The sequence below is a fragment of the Streptomyces sp. NPDC001816 genome (genome assembly GCF_042892235.1).
GTDB lineage: Bacteria > Actinomycetota > Actinomycetes > Streptomycetales > Streptomycetaceae > Streptomyces.
Genome location: NZ_JBIATY010000005.1, coordinates 1 through 16135, shown reverse-complemented (window position 1 = coordinate 16135; position 16135 = coordinate 1). Strand labels below are relative to the sequence as shown.

The 16135-nt window shown below is 72.2% G+C and carries 13 protein-coding genes; 3 read left to right on the top strand and 10 right to left on the bottom strand.

The annotated features are described in order from the left end of the window. Positions 1 to 46: 46 nt before the first annotated feature. Both ACFYZZ_RS18910 and ACFYZZ_RS18905 read left to right on the top strand, forming a co-directional pair. Complete coding sequence (locus ACFYZZ_RS18910) at positions 47 to 661, top strand: LysE/ArgO family amino acid transporter (RefSeq protein ID WP_145881705.1); 615 nt, start codon at positions 47 to 49, stop codon at positions 659 to 661. A gap of 88 nt (positions 662 to 749) precedes the next feature. Then, the gene (locus ACFYZZ_RS18905; protein ID WP_389176925.1) at positions 750 to 2084 is read left to right on the top strand and encodes an MFS transporter; all 1335 of its coding nucleotides are present in this window, start codon (positions 750 to 752) and stop codon (positions 2082 to 2084) included. Positions 2085 to 2088: 4 nt separating this feature from the next. Here ACFYZZ_RS18905 and ACFYZZ_RS18900 read toward each other — a convergent pair whose 3' ends face one another. Together ACFYZZ_RS18900 and ACFYZZ_RS18895 are read right to left on the bottom strand one after the other, a co-directional pair. Further along, a complete protein-coding gene (locus tag ACFYZZ_RS18900) occupies positions 2089 to 2547 on the bottom strand; it encodes a cyclic nucleotide-binding domain-containing protein (protein ID WP_386578654.1) in 459 nt (152 codons plus the stop codon). Between the two features lie 257 nt (positions 2548 to 2804). Then, a complete protein-coding gene (locus ACFYZZ_RS18895; RefSeq protein ID WP_389176923.1) occupies positions 2805 to 3047 on the bottom strand; it encodes a hypothetical protein in 243 nt (80 codons plus the stop codon). Between the two features lie 155 nt (positions 3048 to 3202). Here ACFYZZ_RS18895 and ACFYZZ_RS18890 point away from each other — a divergent pair, with 155 nt between their 5' ends. Further along, positions 3203 to 4057: a SigB/SigF/SigG family RNA polymerase sigma factor gene (locus tag ACFYZZ_RS18890; protein ID WP_389176921.1), complete on the top strand. Its 855-nt coding sequence runs from the start codon at positions 3203 to 3205 to the stop codon at positions 4055 to 4057. A 7-nt stretch (positions 4058 to 4064) separates the two neighbouring features. Here the strand turns inward: ACFYZZ_RS18890 and ACFYZZ_RS18885 are convergent, their stop codons facing one another. The 8 genes from ACFYZZ_RS18885 to ACFYZZ_RS18850 all read right to left on the bottom strand — a co-directional run. After that, positions 4065 to 6281 carry an FUSC family protein gene (locus ACFYZZ_RS18885; protein ID WP_389176920.1) on the bottom strand — a complete coding sequence of 739 codons (2217 nt, stop codon included), beginning with the start codon at positions 6279 to 6281 and terminating at the stop codon, positions 4065 to 4067. Between the two features lie 123 nt (positions 6282 to 6404). Next, positions 6405 to 7781, bottom strand: a complete 1377-nt coding sequence (locus ACFYZZ_RS18880; RefSeq protein WP_389176918.1) for an NAD(P)/FAD-dependent oxidoreductase — start codon at positions 7779 to 7781, stop codon at positions 6405 to 6407. A gap of 219 nt (positions 7782 to 8000) precedes the next feature. Next, positions 8001 to 8435, bottom strand: a complete 435-nt coding sequence (locus ACFYZZ_RS18875; RefSeq protein WP_389176916.1) for an ATP-binding protein — start codon at positions 8433 to 8435, stop codon at positions 8001 to 8003. Positions 8436 to 8595: 160 nt separating this feature from the next. Continuing rightward, positions 8596 to 10500, bottom strand: a complete 1905-nt coding sequence (locus tag ACFYZZ_RS18870; RefSeq protein WP_389176914.1) for an AMP-dependent synthetase/ligase — start codon at positions 10498 to 10500, stop codon at positions 8596 to 8598. Positions 10501 to 10689: 189 nt separating this feature from the next. Further along, positions 10690 to 11778 (bottom strand): glutamate--cysteine ligase, encoded by a 1089-nt coding sequence (locus ACFYZZ_RS18865; protein ID WP_389176912.1) that lies wholly within the window; start codon positions 11776 to 11778, stop codon positions 10690 to 10692. A 90-nt stretch (positions 11779 to 11868) separates the two neighbouring features. Beyond that, positions 11869 to 14076 carry a 1,4-alpha-glucan branching enzyme gene (glgB, locus tag ACFYZZ_RS18860; protein ID WP_389176910.1) on the bottom strand — a complete coding sequence of 736 codons (2208 nt, stop codon included), beginning with the start codon at positions 14074 to 14076 and terminating at the stop codon, positions 11869 to 11871. 4 nt (positions 14077 to 14080) lie between these two features. Beyond that, the gene (locus ACFYZZ_RS18855) at positions 14081 to 15445 is read right to left on the bottom strand and encodes a maltokinase (RefSeq protein WP_389176908.1); all 1365 of its coding nucleotides are present in this window, start codon (positions 15443 to 15445) and stop codon (positions 14081 to 14083) included. 30 nt (positions 15446 to 15475) lie between these two features. Then, a partial coding sequence (locus ACFYZZ_RS18850) for an alpha-glucosidase C-terminal domain-containing protein (RefSeq protein ID WP_389176906.1) occupies positions 15476 to 16135 on the bottom strand: 660 nt, incomplete at its 5' end.

Here is a 16135-nt window from a genome sequence, read left to right as displayed (position 1 = left end):
AATCTTTAGCTGTACCTGCAGTGATCGTTTGCCTAGCGTCGACGGTATGAACCACGCACTGACCGCCGCGGCCGCCGGATTCGGCACCGGCCTCTCCCTGATCGTCGCCATCGGCGCCCAGAACGCCTTCGTCCTGCGCCAGGGGGTGCGCCGCGACGCCGTCCTCGCCGTGGTCGGCATCTGCGCCCTGTCCGACGCGCTGCTCATAGCCCTCGGCGTCGGCGGGGTCGGGGCCGTGGTGGTGGCCTGGCCGGGCGCGGTACGGGCGGTCGGGCTCATCGGCGGCGCGTTCCTGCTGTGCTACGGCGCCCTCGCCGCCCGCCGCGTCCTCAGGCCCGGCACCGGTCTGCGCGCTGAGGGCGAGGCGGTGGGCTCACGGCGGCGTGCGATCCTGACCTGCCTGGCGATGACCTGGCTCAACCCGCACGTCTACCTGGACACCGTGTTCCTGCTCGGCTCCCTCGCCGCCGACCGCGGCCCGCTGCGCTGGACCTTCGGGCTCGGCGCCGCCCTCGCAAGCCTGTGCTGGTTCGCCGCGCTCGGCTTCGGCGCGCGGCTGCTCGGCCGCTTCCTCGCCCGGCCCACCGCCTGGCGGGTCCTGGACGGCCTGGTCGCCGTCACCATGCTCGCGCTCGGCGCCACACTCCTCGCCGGATCCTGAGGCACCGGATCCTTAAGGCACCGGATCCTGGAACAACCGGTTCGGCAGGCACAGAAGTTGCTGCCATAGTGAGGCTCGAAATCGAAAGATGTATCGAGCAACCAGGAAGCCCGTGGACACGAGCGAGAGCAGCGCCGAACGTGACGCCGGCACCGGGACCGACAGCCCCGCCGCCCAGGCCCCGCCCCGGCGCGGCCGGCGCCGCTGGGCGATGGACACCCGGCCGCTGCGCATCCCCGCCTACCGGCGGCTGTGGTCGTCGACCATCGTCACCGCCGTGGGCAGCCAGCTGACCGCCGTCGCCGTACCCAAGCAGATCTACGACATCACCCACTCCTCGGCCTGGGTCGGCTACGCCGGCCTCGCCGGTCTGGTGCCCATGGTGGTGTTCGCGCTGTGGGGAGGGGCGGTCGCCGACACGGTGGACCGGCGCAAGCTGCTGCTGGTCACCAACAGCGGGATCGCCGTGACCTCGGTGCTGTTCTGGACGCAGGCCGTCACCGGCCTGCACTCCGTCGTGGTCCTCATGCTGCTGCTCGCCGTGCAGCAGGCGTTCTTCGGCCTCAACTCCCCGGCTCGCACCGCCTCGATCGCCCGCCTCGTCCCGGCCGAGCAGCTGGCGGCGGCCGGCGCGCTCGGCTCGACGGTGATGCAGACCGGCCTCGTCGCGGGTCCGCTGCTGGCCGGCGCGCTGATACCGGTCATCGGGCTGCCCGAGCTGTACCTGATCGACGCGCTGGCGCTGTGCGTCACCGTGTGGGCGGTGTTCCGGCTGCCCGCGCTGCCCCCGCTGGGCGACGGGCCGGCCCGCCGGGCCGGGGTGCGCGAGATCGCGGCCGGCTTCCGCTACATCTTTGGGCACAAGGTGCTGCTGCTCTCGTTCCTGGCCGACATCGTGGCCATGGTCTTCGGCATGCCCCGCGCCCTGTTCCCGCAGCTGGCCGCGCAGACGTACGGCTCCTACGGCGAAGGGCTGGCGCTCGGTGTGCTGTTCGCCGGGATCCCGGTCGGCGCGGTGCTCGGCGGCCTGTTCTCCGGCGTCTTCTCGCGGGCGCGGCGGCACGGCTGGATGGTCATCGGCGCGGTCGTCGGCTGGGGCGTGGCCGTCGCCGGGTTCGGGCTGAGCGGCAACCTCTGGCTGGCCGTGGCCTTCCTCGCCGCGGCCGGGGTCGCCGACATGGTCTCCATGGTGTTCCGCGGGGCGATCCTGCTCTCGGCCGCGACCGACGAGATGCGCGGCCGGATGCAGGGGGTGTTCACCGTGGTCGTCGCGGGCGGTCCGCGCCTGGCCGACGTGCTGCACGGCACCGCGGGCTCGGCGTTCGGCCCCAGGGCGGCCGTGGCGGGCGGTGGCGCGCTGGTGGTGGCGGTCATGCTGGGTCTCGCAGCGGCGGTTCCGGCGCTGCGGCGCTACCGGATCTGAGGGCCTACAGGGGGCCGCTGCGCCGCCGGATCGTGTACTGCTCCATCAGCTTGCCGCGGGTCGTCTCCAGGCGGTGGGCGAGGACCTCGGCGACCGTGCGCACCAGCGACAGCCCGAGCAGCGGGTCCTCCACGCAGAGCGCCAGCACCGACGGTCCGTCGAACTCGTAGGCCCGTACGTTGCTGAAGGCCACGGCGCCGAAGTCCCACTCGTACGGCGGGAACAGCCAGGACCAGCCGAGCATGTCGCCCGCGCCGAGCGTGGCCACGGTGACCCGCTGCCGGGAGGTGACCTGCTGGTCCAGGTGGACCGCGCCGGAGCGGACCACCCAGAAGCGGTCGGCGGTGCCGCCCGCCTCGAAGATGCGGGTGTCCTCCGGGAAGGACACCTCCTTGGCCAGCTCCATCAGCCGCTCGCGCTGGGCCTGCGGGAGGGCGGTCAGCAGTTTTATCGCTTTGGTCATGGCGCGGGACTCCTCGCCGGCAGCGGTTGGGGTGGTTTCCCCAAGCCCATTTCAGCCGCTGCCGCCGTCCGGGGCACCTCGAAGGGCGCGACTTTCTGTCGGCGATGTGTCGCGGAGGCATGAAAAAGCCCTGGCTGGACGGGGGAGCCAGCCAGGGCCGTATGCGGTGGCAAGGGAGGACGGTTTCGGTCGACTCCGTCACCACTTATTGATGAACGGTAAACCATCTCCCGGGAATTCACCCAATCGGGAGCCGGTCACGTGACCTGTTTCACCCCGGTCGGCGCCAGGGGTGATCCGCCCGGGTCGACCACCTCCTCGAGTACCAGCCGCACCGCCTCGTACGCCAGTGCCCGCGCGGACGCCTCCCTCGCCGCGTCCGGATCGGTCACCGTCAGCCCCCGCGCCCGCTCCCGGCAGGCTCGTTCGTGCTCAGCCGCTCGGTCCCGGCCCAGCCGGATGCGCCGCAACAACTCGTCCGCGTCCACACAGTCGGTCATGTGGTCCGGGTACCCGGACCGCGCCCACTGATCCCGGTGGCGCCGTGCCGAAGCCGGTGGCCGAAGTTCCGGCAAGCGGCGTTTGCCACCCGGGCGGCCGGGCAGGCGCACCCCCAGTCCGCCGCGCTGCAGCCACCTTTCAGGAGCGATTGCGCATGCTGACCGACACGTCGACAAGCCGTACGAGTACGCCCGACACCGACACCGCCTCCGTCGCCTCGGTGCGGCGGACCCATGACGACGCCCCCGACACCGTGGCCCTCTTCAAGCGGCTCGTGGAACTGGACGACGGCCCCGAACGGGAGGCCGTACGCGACGAACTGGCGACCCAGTGGCTGCCCATGGCCCACCGGATCGCCGGCCGGTTCCGCGACCGAGGGGAGTCCACCGAGGATCTGCGCCAGGTGGCCGCGCTCGGCCTGGTCAAGGCCATCGACCGGTACGACCCCTCCCGAGGGGCCTTCGAGAGCTACGCCGTGCCGACCATCACCGGCGAGGTGAAGCGGCACTTCCGGGACCGGATGTGGGCCGTGCGGGTGCCGCGCCGGGTGCAGGAGCTGCGCAACCGGGTGCGCCTGGCCCGCCGCGAACTCACCCAGCACCCCGGCGCCCCCGAACCCACCGCCGCCGACATCGCCGCGCACACCGGCCTCACCGAGGACCAGGTCACCGAGGGCATGGAGGCACTGGAGAGTTTCAGCACCCTCTCGCTGGACGCCGAGCTGCCCACCGGCGACGACAGCCACAGCCTGGCCGACACGCTGGGTGCCGCGGACACCTCGTACGACGTCGTCGTCGACCGCGAGGCCGCGAAGGAGGGGTTGCGCCGGCTGCCCGAGCGGGAGCGGGCCATCCTCTACATGCGCTTCTTCGAGGACATGACGCAGAGCCGCATCGCCGACCGGCTCGGCATCTCCCAGATGCATGTCTCCCGGCTCATCAGCCGCAGCTGCGCCCGCGTACGTGCCGTCGCACTGGGACAGCGGCAGGGCGGCCGGACCGCCGGATGACCGGCCGTCACTTCTTCGACCGCTCCCGCGCGACACCCAGCGGCCGGGCCAGACCCGACACCGCCTCGTCCAGGCGCTGCAGATGCCGCAGCACCCGGTCGGTCACCCGGCCGTAGCGCGGGGTGCGCAGGGTGCCCGGTTCCAGCATCGAGGCGATGCTGGGGCCGGTCTCGATCCCCGCCGTCGAGCGGGGGTCGGCGACGTGCGCGGCGATCGCCTCGATGTTGTGCACGATCCGCCGGCCGGCCCCGCGCAGCCGCGGATCCGCCGCGATCGACGGGTGCGTCGGCAGCAGTTCGGCCGTGGCCGCGAGCGAACGCGCGTGATAGGCGCAGGTCTCCAGCAGGGCCACCACGTACCGGGCGGTGTCCCGGCGGCCGCGCTGCGGGGCGATCGGGTGGGTGAGCGGCTGGGTGGCGGCGTGCAGGTCGGCCAGCGCCTGGTCCAGGTCGCGGGCCTGGTCCACCAGGTCGGCCGGCGGCGCGCCGCTCAGCTGGTCCATGGCGGCCCGGGTGACGTCCGCCAGCTTGTCGAGGACATCGACTAGCAGGTCGTTGGTGCGCCGGTCGGTGTGGACCGGCAGCACCACCGCCGCAGCGATCACCCCGGCGGCCGCGCCGAGCGCCGTCTCCTCCACGCGCAGCACCAGCACCGACACGCTGTAGGTGCTCAGCAGCGTGTACAGCAGCCCCAGCATCGCCGTCACGAAGAAGGACATCAGCGTGTAGGACAGGGGCGCGGTGAAGAACATCGCGAAGATGCACACCAGCACCAGCGCGAACGCCGTCCAGGTGTGGTGTCCGACCAGTCCCGCGAGCCCGATGCCGGCCACCACCCCGAGCACCGTGCCGACCAGCCGCCGGTAGCCCTTCACCAGGATCTCGCCGGTGGACGCGGTGTTCAGGAAGACGATCCAGCAGGTCAGCACCGCCCAGTACCAGCGCTGGCCGGACAGCAGCTCACCGCCCGCGATGGCGAGGGCCGAACCGACGGCCACCTGCACGGCGGCCCGGGTGGTGGGCCGCCCGAGCCCGGTCGGCTCCGGCTTCTCGGGCTCGGCCTCCTCGCCGCTCTCGATGGCGGCGTCCTCGGCGTCCAGCTCCTCGCGGGAGCGGGCCGTCGCCGGAGTGTCGTCGGACTCGTCCTGCGGCCCGTCCAGGGCGATCCGCAGCCCGAGGACGGCCCGCGCGGCCTCGCCGAGTCCCCGGAAGACGTCCTGTACGGCCGGGGACGCCTTGGGCAGGTTCTCCTCCTCGCGGTAGCCGAGCAGCCGGTTGCGCACCTGCGCCAGCGCGGTACCCGAGGCCTCGCCGACCGGGCGCAGCACCAGCAGGCGCAGCGCCTCCAGGTCCCGGCGCAGCACCGCCGTCGCCTCGTCCCGCACCGGCAGTTCGCCGCCGGACGGGAGCGGCGCGCCGGGCAGATGCAGGGTGAGCGTGTCCGTCCGTTCGGCACTGCGCGCGGTGAGCAGCAGCAGCCCGAGCCGCTCGGCGGCGATCTCGGCGTCGGCGATACGGCGCTGCAGCAACCGTGCCGTCGCCTCGTCGGCGGTGCCCTCCTCCAGCCGGCCCTGGATCATCAGCGCCGTCTCGTGCAGCCGTGCGGTGCCGGTGCGCAGGTGCGCCAGCACCTTCTCGACGTCGTCGGGACCGGCGTCCAGCAGCTCGATCTGGGCCGCGATCAGCTGCCCGAGCCGGGCCCGGAAGGCCCGGCGCAGCCGGTCGAGGGTGCCCGCCGGGGTCTCGGGCAGCAGGACGAAGCGGGCGGCGGCGCTGCACACGAACGCCACGGTGATCACGCCGTACAGGGCGGGCAGCGTGGCCGTGGTCGCGTGCACGAACAGGGAGAGGAAGTAGATCTGGAAGCCGATGAGGCCCAGCGCCGTGCCGCGGTCGCCGAACCGGCGGCCGTAGACGGCACAGAAGATGAGCACGACGAAGAACACGTCGCCCACGACGACCCATTGGTTCAGCAGCGCACCCAGCGACACCGAGGCGAGCGCCACCGGCAGGCCCAGCGCGAGGGTGACGGCCTGCCGGGAGCGCTGCTTCTCGCGGAGGGCGAAGGTCGCGACCATCGACGCCATGGCGCCCGCGACGAGCTGCGGGACCGGGACCCGCAGCAGGGCCAGCACGGCGAGGGTGAGGACGATGGCGGCCACCGTGCGCAGACCCGCGGTGAGCCGCAGCAGTCCGGGATCGGACGCCGCGAGCCGGTCCCACATCCGTGCCCACCCCGACCGAACCGCTGCCCTCACGCCGCCGCGCTCTCTCCCGTGCCAGAACTTGATCTCCGCTCCAGCATGGCACGGCGGCCCGGCCCGCCTGCCCTCGGCCGACCTGCTACATCAGGAACTCGCGGCGTCGCCGCCCTCCACCCGGGCGCGGACCTGTTCCGGTGTCAGATAGTTGTCCGTGTACTCGAAGTCCTTCAGCCGGGCCGGTTTGCGGGACTGGAAGCCGGTGCGGACGAAGTCGTCGCCGGCGACCGCGTTCAGCAGCCAGTTGGTCATGACGCGGGTCTTGGCGACGTTGGTGCGCAGCGCCGACCAGTGATAGCCGCGGGCCACCACCTGCGCGGGCACGCCCCGCAGCTCGAGGCCCAGCGGCTTGGACACGGCGTCCTTGCCGCCGAGGTCGACGACGAGGCCCAGGTCCCTGTGCACGTACGGCAACAGCGGCTCGCCCCGCAGGGTCGCGATGACGTTGTCGGCCACCCTCCGGCCCTGGCGCATGGCGTGCTGGGCGGTGGGCGGGCAGACCGCGTTCTCCTCGGCCTTGGCCTTGTCGGGCACGGCGGCCGCGTCGCCGAGTGCGAACACCCCGTCGTGACCGGGCACGGTCATCTCGGAGGTGACCGCGAGCCTGCCGCGGACCGTCTCCGCGCCGAGCGTGGCGATCAGCGGGCTCGCGACCACACCGGCCGTCCAGATGAGGGTGTGCGTCGGCACCACCCGGCCGTCGGTGAAGGTGACCTCCTCGGCTCCCGCCTTGTCGATCGACACACCCAGCGAGACGTCGATGCCGCGCCGCCGCAGGATCTCCTGCGCGCTGCGGCCCAGCTTGTCGCCCAGCTCCGGCATGAGCTTGGGCGCGATGTCGATGAGGTGCCACCTGATCAGGTTCGGGTCGAGACGCGGATAGCGCTGCACGGCCGCGTGGGTGAGCCGTTGCAGACAGGCCGCGGCCTCGGTGCCCGCGTAGCCGCCGCCGACCACCACGAACTGGAGCCGCGCGGCCCGCTCGGCCGGGTCGTCGCTGGCGTCCGCGAGGTCCAGCTGCGAGATGACGTGGTCGCGGATGTAGGCGGCCTCGGCGAGGGTCTTCAACCCGAAGGCGTGCTCGGTGAGCCCCGGGATGTCGAAGGTGCGGGTCACGCTGCCCGGCGCCAGCACGAGGTAGTCGTACCGCTCGTTGACGTCGTCGTCGGTGATGGTGCGGATGACACAGACCTTGGACTTCAGATCCACGCCGATCGCACCGCCCGGGATGATCCGGGTGCGGTACTTCTTGCTGCGGCGCAGTGAGACGGCGATCGACTGCGGTGTCAGCACACCGGAGGCGACCTGGGGCAGCAGGGGAAGGTAGAGCTGGTAGGAGAACGGCGTCACCAGAGTGACGTCCGCCTCGTCCGGGGTGAGTTTCCGCTCCAGGCGGCGGACGCACTCGACTCCGGCGAAGCCTGCGCCAACCACCAGGATCCTGGGTCGTGTCACGGTGTTCATCCCTCTCTGCGGCTCCAGGCGGTCCGACTCGACGCCGTTCGCATGCCCGGGATCGCTGCGGCCACACCGATCCCACCGTGCCCCGAGCCGCTCCGCCAGCCGGGTGCGGCAGGCAGACGAACGCGTGGGCACCAGCATGCCCCTGCTGAAGCCCGTAGTAACCCGATCTCGCACAGATATACGTCGTACTCATGGGCACCACGCGTACGGCGTTCCCCGTCACCAGGGCAGGAACACGTGGATGTCCTTGCCCTCGTCCTCGACGACGACGCTCACCTGACTGCACAGCGTGTGCACCAGGTGCCAGCCGATCCCGCCGCCGCCCGCACTCGGCTGGAAGGGCCGCGGCTCGGGCCGGGTGGTGCTGGTGTCGTGCATCGTCACGTGCACCCCGTCGAAGGTGCGGCGCATCCGCAGACCGAAGGGCCCGGGTGCGTACTGGACGGCGTTGGCGGCCAGTTCCGTGACGACCAGCAGGATGTCGTCCCAGCACTCGGGCGTGCCGGGCGGCGCGTCCCGGGCGAGGGCGCACAGGAACTCCTCCGCGGCGAGCCGCGCCCCCGTCACATTGCGCAGCTCACCGGGGAAGGAGAACGCCCGCTCGGCCCACTCCTCCGAGGGCGGTGTGTCGTCCCCACGCGGCTCCGTCGCCATCTCGCATTCCCCGGCCCCGTCCGGTCGGGGCCGGCGGCCCCTCGCGACCAGGGCGGTCGTCGTTGCTGATCACTCCACTGCTGCGGGTTCCCCCAGCCGGGCCGGGTTACCCCTCCGCCCGGCCACCTGGGCCCCGTACCTGCACCTCCTGGCGGAACTCCTAGCGGAAGACGTTGTCCGACTCGTCCCAGTCGGCCGGCTCCTCGGGACCCGGCCGCCATGCCGCGCGCGACCGGGCCTCGTACATCGCGTCGATCTCGGCGGCATAGTGGCGCGCTATGGCGTCCCGGCGCAGCTTCATGGACGGTGTCAGCAGCCCGTTGTCCGGGGCGAACGGCTCCGCAAGGACGCGGTAGACCCTGATGGACTCCGAGCGGGACACCGCACTGTTGGCCGAGGAGACGGCGCGCGCGATCTCCTCCCTGAGCGCGTTCTCCTCCCGGGCCTCCCGGCTCGGCGACTCGCCCTGCAGGGCCAGACCGGCCCGCCAGTGCGCGAGGAACTCCGGGTCCAGCGTGATCAGGGCCCCCACGCAGGGCCGGTCGTCGCCGACGACCACCGCCTGGTGCACCAGCGGATGCATGCGCAGCCGCTGCTCCAGCGGGGCCGGCGCCACGCTCTTGCCGCTGCTGGTGACGATCACGTCCTTCTTCCGGCCGGTGATCGTCAGATAGCCCTCGGAGTCCAGCCGTCCGATGTCCCCGGTGGCCAGCCAGCCGCCGTACAGCGTGGCCCGCGTCCGCGCCTCGTCGCCGACGTAGCCCTGGAACACCGACGCGCCGCGCACCAGGATCTCGCCGTCGTCGGCCACCTGGACCTCGGTGCCCGGCAGCGGCCGGCCCACGGTCCCGGACTTCTCCCGGCCCAGCGGCTGCATGGTGATCCCGCCGGAGGTCTCCGTCAGCCCGTAACCGTCGTGCAGGTACAGCCCGATGCCCTCGTAGAACAGGGACAGTTCCCGGCTGAGCGACGAGCCGCCCGAGGTGCCCCGCACGGCGCGCCCGCCGAGCGCGGCCCGCAGCCTGCGGTACACCGTCCGCTCGTACAGGGCGTGTTGCAGCCGCAGATCGAACCCGGGGCCCGGCCCGAGACCCAGCCGCCGGCGCTCCTCCGCCTCGGCGAAGTCCCGCGCGGTCTGCGCCGCCCGCTCGAACAGCGCACCCCGTCCCGCCTGCTGAGCGATCCTCAGGAAGGTCTTGTACAGCTTCTCGAACACCGACGGCACGCCGTACAGGTACGTCGGCCGGAATGTGCGCAGCGCCGATGCGAGGGCCTCCGCCGTCATCTCCGGCTCGTGCGCCATCAGGACCCCGCCGCGTACGCACATCACCTGGATCATGAGCCCGTACACGTGGGAGAAGGGCAGGAAGGCGAGTACCGACGGCTGTTCGCCCGGGGGCGCCGCGGTGTGCCCCCAGCCGGCGAGCAGGATGTCGCACGGGTGGGCCAGGCCGCGGTGGCTCAGTGCGCAGCCCAGCGGACGGCCGGTGGTGCCCGAGGTGTAGGCGATGACCGCCGTCGCGTCCGGCAGCACGATCCGGCGCAGCGACTCCACCGTGGTCAGCGGAATGAGCGCACCCTGCTCGGCCAGCCGGGCCAGAGCGTCCGCGTCCAGCTGCCAGACGTGCTTCAGCCGCGGCAGCCCCGCGCACACGGTGCCGACCGTCATGACGCCCTGCTCGTCCTCCACCACCACGGCCACGCAGTTGGCGTCCCGCAGGATCCACTCCACCTGGTCCCGCGAGGACGCCGGGTGGATCGGGACGACCTCCGCGCCGACGGTCCACAGTGCGTGGGCGAACACCGTCCACTCGTAACGGGTCCGCGCCATCAGGGCCACCCGGTGGCCCGGGGAGATCCCCGAGGCGATCAGGCCCTTGGCCAGGTCGACCACTTCGTCCCGCACCTCGACCGCCGTCACCTCCTCCCACACGCCGGGCGCCGCATCCGTGCGCCGCGCGAGGAGGGGCAGCGTCGGACTGCGGTGCGCGGTCTCGAAGACGCTGTCGGCGAGCCCGCCGGTCATCGGCGGTACGGCTGCCGGAGCGAGGGCGTCGTCGCGCATGCGCTGCTCCCGAGGTGTACGGAGGGTGACTCCGCCGGTCGGCTCAGTTGCCGGCGGTGCTCGAATGTAGCCCAGGCAAGCGGTTTCGGGGCCAGGAACAGGCAAGTCGTGATCCGCTGATGATCTGTGCGTGTCCAGCGGCCGTTGAGCACACGAGTCACCTGAACCCGGACCCCGGCCGACCGCCCCTCAGTCCTGGGTGTGTCGCACACACGCGGTCACGACGTCCCGCAGGCTGCCCGTCCGCTCCATGAGCAGCCGCTGCTCGCGAGCGCCGTTGCCCCGGCGCAGCACCCTGGTGACGGCCTCCTCGACGCCGGCCGCGTCACCACTGTCGGTGAGGGCGTCCCCGGTGTGCTCCAGCAGCGAGTACAGCGCCTCCGCCGCGGGCCGGGGCAGCATGGTCACGGGGTCCAACAGGTCCTCGTCCAGGCCGGAATGGGCGGCCTGCCAGGCGGCGAGCCGCAGCAGGCTCACACTGTGGTCGAGCGGCGGCCGGCCCGCCCGCCACTCGCGGGCCGCCGTCTCCACCAGGGCACGGGCCAGCGTGGCGATCAGGACGGTGGTGTCCGCGCGCAGGCACACGTCCGCCACCCGGATCTCCACCGTCGGGTAGCTCGCGGACAGGCGCGCGTCGAAGTACAGCATCCCCCGGTCGAGGACGACCCCGCTGGCCACCATGTCCCGCACCAGCCGGTGGTAGCGCTCGGCCGAGCCGAACAGCTCGTTCGGCCCCGCCTGCGGCCAACGCCGCACCACCCGGCCGCGGTAGCTCACGTAGCCGGTGTCCCGGCCCTGCCAGAACGGCGAGTTGGCGCTCAGCGCCAGGAGCACCGGAAGCCACGGCCGGATCCGGTCGAGGACGGCGACGCCCTCCTCGTCGGACTCCACCGAAACATGCGCATGACAGCCGCACACGAGCTGGTCGTGGGCGGTCATCCCGTACCGCCCGGCCATCCACTGGTAGCGCTCGTGCACAGTGAACGAGGGAGTCACCGGCATCGGGTACGTGGCGAGCGCGGCGACCGCGCAGCCGATCTCACCGGCCAGCCGGGACGCCTCCTTGCGCAGGCGCACGATCTCGGCGCCGAGGTCCGCCATGTCCGCCTGCGGATGCGTGGCGAACTCCAGCATCTGCCCGAACAACTCCTTCTGGAACACGTCCTGTCCGGGATCGTCCTGGGTGGCACGGGCGAGGACTGCGGCCGACAGCGGCTTCGGCTCCCCGCTGTCCGGGTCGACCAGAAGGAGTTCCTCCTCCACTCCGACAGTGCGCACGTGGGCCGCCCTTCTGTTCATGACGAGGAGCAGTCGTAAGTCTGTACGACCCTGACTGCCCCCCGGAGCGGGCAGCCGACACCTGTGGGTTCAGCGCACGGGCGTCAACCAGACAGTGGCGAGCGGCGGCAGCGTGAGCCGCAGGAACCCGTCCTCGGGCTTGATCGCTCCCGGAGCGCCGACACCGACACCGCTGCCGCCGTAGCGCGCGTCGTCCGAGTTCAGCGCCTCCTGCCAGGCGGGGACCTCCTCAGGGACCCGGAGACGGTAGTCACCACGGACCACGGGGGAGAGGTTCGACACCGCCAGCAGAGGCGATCCACCGGTGTCGAACCGCAGGAACGCGAAGACATTGTCGTCCGCCGCGTCACACTGCACCCACCGGAAACCGCCCGGATCCGTGTCCCGCTGCCACAGCGCCGGGGTGGCCCGGTACAGCGCGTTCAGGTCCCGGACGAGTTGCTGTACGCCCCGGTGGTCCCCCGCGGAGTGGTAGTCCTCGTCCAGCAGCCACCACTCGGGGCCGTGCGCCTCGGACCACTCGGCGCCCTGGGCGAACTCCTGGCCCATGAAGAGCAGTTGCTTGCCGGGGTGGGCCCACATGAAGCCGAGGTAGGCGCGGTGGTTGGCCCGCCGCTGCCACCAGTCGCCCGGCATCTTCGACACCAGGGCCTGCTTGCCGTGCACGACCTCGTCGTGGGAGATCGGCAGGACGTAGTTCTCGCTGTACGCGTACACCATCGAGAAGGTCATCTCGTGGTGGTGGTACTTGCGGTGCACCGGCTCGTGCCGGATGTACTCCAGCGAGTCGTGCATCCAGCCCATGTTCCACTTCAGCCCGAAGCCGAGTCCGCCGCTGTCCGTCGGCCGGGTCACCCCGTCCCAGGCGGTGGACTCCTCGGCGATGGTGACCACGCCCGGGCAGCGCCGGTAGACGGTGGCGTTCATCTCCTGCAAGAAGGCCACCGCGTCCAGATCTTCCCGCCCGCCGAAGACGTTCGGCGCCCACTGCCCGGAGTCCCGCGAGTAGTCGAGGTAGAGCATGGAGGCGACGGCGTCCACCCGCAGCCCGTCGATGTGGAACTCCTCGCACCAGTACACGGCGTTGGCGACGAGGAAGTTGCGCACCTCGGTCCGCCCGTAGTCGAACTCGTACGTGCCCCAGTCCGGATGCTCGGCCCGCCGCCAGTCCCCGGGCTCGTACAGCGGCTCACCGTCGAACCGGGCCAGCGCCCAGTCGTCCTTGGGGAAGTGGGCCGGCACCCAGTCCATGATCACGCCGATGCCGGCCCGGTGCAGCGCGTCCACCAGGTACTTGAAGTCGTCGGGGGAGCCGAGGCGGGGCGTGGGCGCGTAGTAGGAGGTGACCTGGTAGCCCCAGGAGCCGCTGAAGGGATGTCCGGCGACCGGCATCAGCTCGACATGGGTGAAGCCCATCTCCTTGACATAGGCGGGCAGTTCGTCGGCCAGCTGGCGGTATGTCAGTCCTGGGTGCCAGGAGGGCAGATGGACCTCGTACACCGAGAACGGCGCCTCGTGGACGGGCGTGTCGCCCCGGTGGGCCATCCACTGCGCGTCACCCCACTCGAACCGCGACACCGCGACCACCGAGGCGGTCGCGGGCGGGACCTCCGTACGGCGGGCCATCGGGTCCGCCTTCAGGAGCCGGTCGCCGTGGCGGGAGGTGATCTCGAACTTGTACCGGGCGCCCTCGCCGATGCCCGGCAGGAACAGCTCCCACACGCCCGACGCGCCGAGCGACCGCATCGGGTACTGCATGCCGTCCCAGTACGTGAAGTCGCCTGCGACCCGCACCCCTTGGGCGTTCGGCGCCCACACGGTGAAGCGGGTGCCCGCGACCCCCTGATGGGTCATGGGCTCGGCGCCGAGCGCCCGCCACAGCTGCTCGTGCCGGCCCTCGCGGACCAGGTGCAGGTCCAGCTCGCCGAGGGCGGGCAGGAAGCGGTACGGATCCTCCGCCTCCTGCTCACCGTCGTCGTACGCGACATGGAGCGTGTACGACGGGATCTCGTCGTACGGCAGCACGGCGGCGAACAGACCGCCGCCCTCCGACGCCAGCGCGCTGTGCATCCCGTCGACGACGACGCTGACCTTGCGGGCGTTCGGGCGCAGCGCCCGGAACAGCGTGCCGCCCGGCACCGGATGGGCGCCCAGCAGGGCGTGCGGGTCGTGGTGCGCGCCGCCGAGCAGACGGTCGCGGTCGCCCTGGTCGAGCGGGGCGGCCGCGGACGGAGCGGGTCCCGCCGGCCGGGGAAGTGCGGTGTCGTTCCGGGTCATGACGTCAGCCTCCCCACACCGCGAGCCGCTGGATCGCGGCCATCGGAACCGGTAGCCAGTCCGGACGGTGTCTCGCCTCGTACAGCACCTCGTACACCGCCCTGTCCGTCTCGTGCGCGCGCAGCAGCGCGTGCTTCTTGCGTGGATCCCACCCGGCGCGGGCCGCGTAGCCCGCGCAGAACGCCTCGCGGCAGCGGCGCGCCCACTCCGGCCGCCAGGGGCGGCGCTGCCGGGCCGCGTAGTCGAAGGAGCGCAGCATCCCGGCCACGTCCCGCACCGGGGACTGCGCGGCCCGCCGCTCGGCCAGCGGCCGGGACGGCTCGCCCTCGAAGTCGATGACGAACCAGTCGCGCCCTGCCTGCAGCACCTGCCCGAGGTGCATGTCGCCGTGGATGCGCTGGGCCGGCGGCCCGGTGTCGCACGTGGCCAGCGCACCGAACGCGGCCCGCAGGCCCGGTACGAAGGGCCGCAGCGCGGGCACCGCGTGCGTGGCCGCGTCCAGCCGCGCGCACATCGCCTCCGCGGTACGGCCCCGCTCGCCCGGCCCGGCCGGCGGGAAGGCGTCGGCCAGCGCGAGGTGCACCTCGGCCATGGCCCGGCCCAGCTCCCGGGCCTCGGCGGTGAAGTCGTCACCCGTGGCGAGCGCGCGCAGCGCCAGCGTCCAGCCGTCGGTGGCGTCCGGCAGGAACGGCTGCAGGACGCCCAGCGTGGCCGGGCTCGGAGCACTCGTGCTGAACCAGGCGACCGGCGCCGGCACCCGCGCACAACCCTGTGCGGCCAGTGCGCCCGGCACCTCGAGGTCGGGGTTGACGCCCGGCTGGATGCGCCGGAAGAGCTTCAGGATGTACGCGTCGCCGTAGACGATCGACGAGTTGGACTGCTCGGCCTCCAGCAGCCGCGGCGGGAGGCCACCGGGCAGTCGGACGCCCGGGGTCTTCTCGAAGCACAGCGGACCCGAGGTGCCGGGCTGCCGCAGCCGCTCCAGGAGCAGATGGGCCGAGCGCGGGTCCTGCAGCGCGTCGTACACGGCGAGGCCGGCGAACGGACCCTCCTCGACCCGGCCGACGTACGCCCGCTCCAGCCGCGGTGCGAGGTGCTCACGCACACCCAGGAGCAGCTGGTAGCAGTCGCCGGGCGGCGGTGTGCCGCCGGGGGTGGGCACCGGCGCGTGCGAGGCGTGGACCAGCAGGTGCAGGCATCCCGGGAACAGCTCGCTCATGGACAGCAGCGACAGATCGGTGACGGGCCGGTCCTTGCCCGCGAACCAGCGCTGCAGGGGCAGCCATTCGCGCAGCAGCCCGCTCAGCGAGGCCAGGGGCCGCTCGGTGCCCCTCGCGCCTCTCGGCCGGTGGGTGATGGTCTTCGGCATGGTGACGCGTCCTTTCCTCGGCGCCGCTGCTCAGCGGCGGCGGCCGATGCGGGATGCGACTCGGGTGAGCCGGAACCAGTAGAAGCCGTGGCCCGCGAGGGTCAGGAGGTAGGGCAGTTCACCGATGGCGGGGAAGCGCACGCCGCCGATCAGCTCGACGGGGTGCCGTCCGTCGTAGACCCGCAGATCGAGTTCGGTGGGCTGTGCGAACCGGGAGAAGTTGTGGACGCACAGCACCAGGTCGTCGCCGTGTTCGCGGAGGAAGGCGAGGACGGCGGGGTTGGAGGACTGCAGTTCGGTGTAGGTGCCGAGTCCGAAGGCGGGGTTCTGTTTGCGGATCTCGATCATGCGGCGGGTCCAGTGGAGCAGGCTGGACGGCGAGGACATGGAGGCCTCGACGTTGGTGACCTGGTAGCCGTAGACGGGGTCCATGATCGTGGGCAGGAACAGCCGGCCGGGGTCGGAGGAGGAGAATCCGGCGTTGCGGTCGGGGGTCCACTGCATGGGGGTGCGCACGGCGTCGCGGTCGCCGAGCCAGATGTTGTCGCCCATGCCGATCTCGTCGCCGTAGTAGAGGATCGGTGAGCCGGGCAGGGAGAGCAGCAGGGCGGTGAACAGCTCGATCTGGTTGCGGTCGTTGTCGAGCAGGGGGGCGAGGCGGCGGCGGATGCCGATGTTGGCGCGCATACG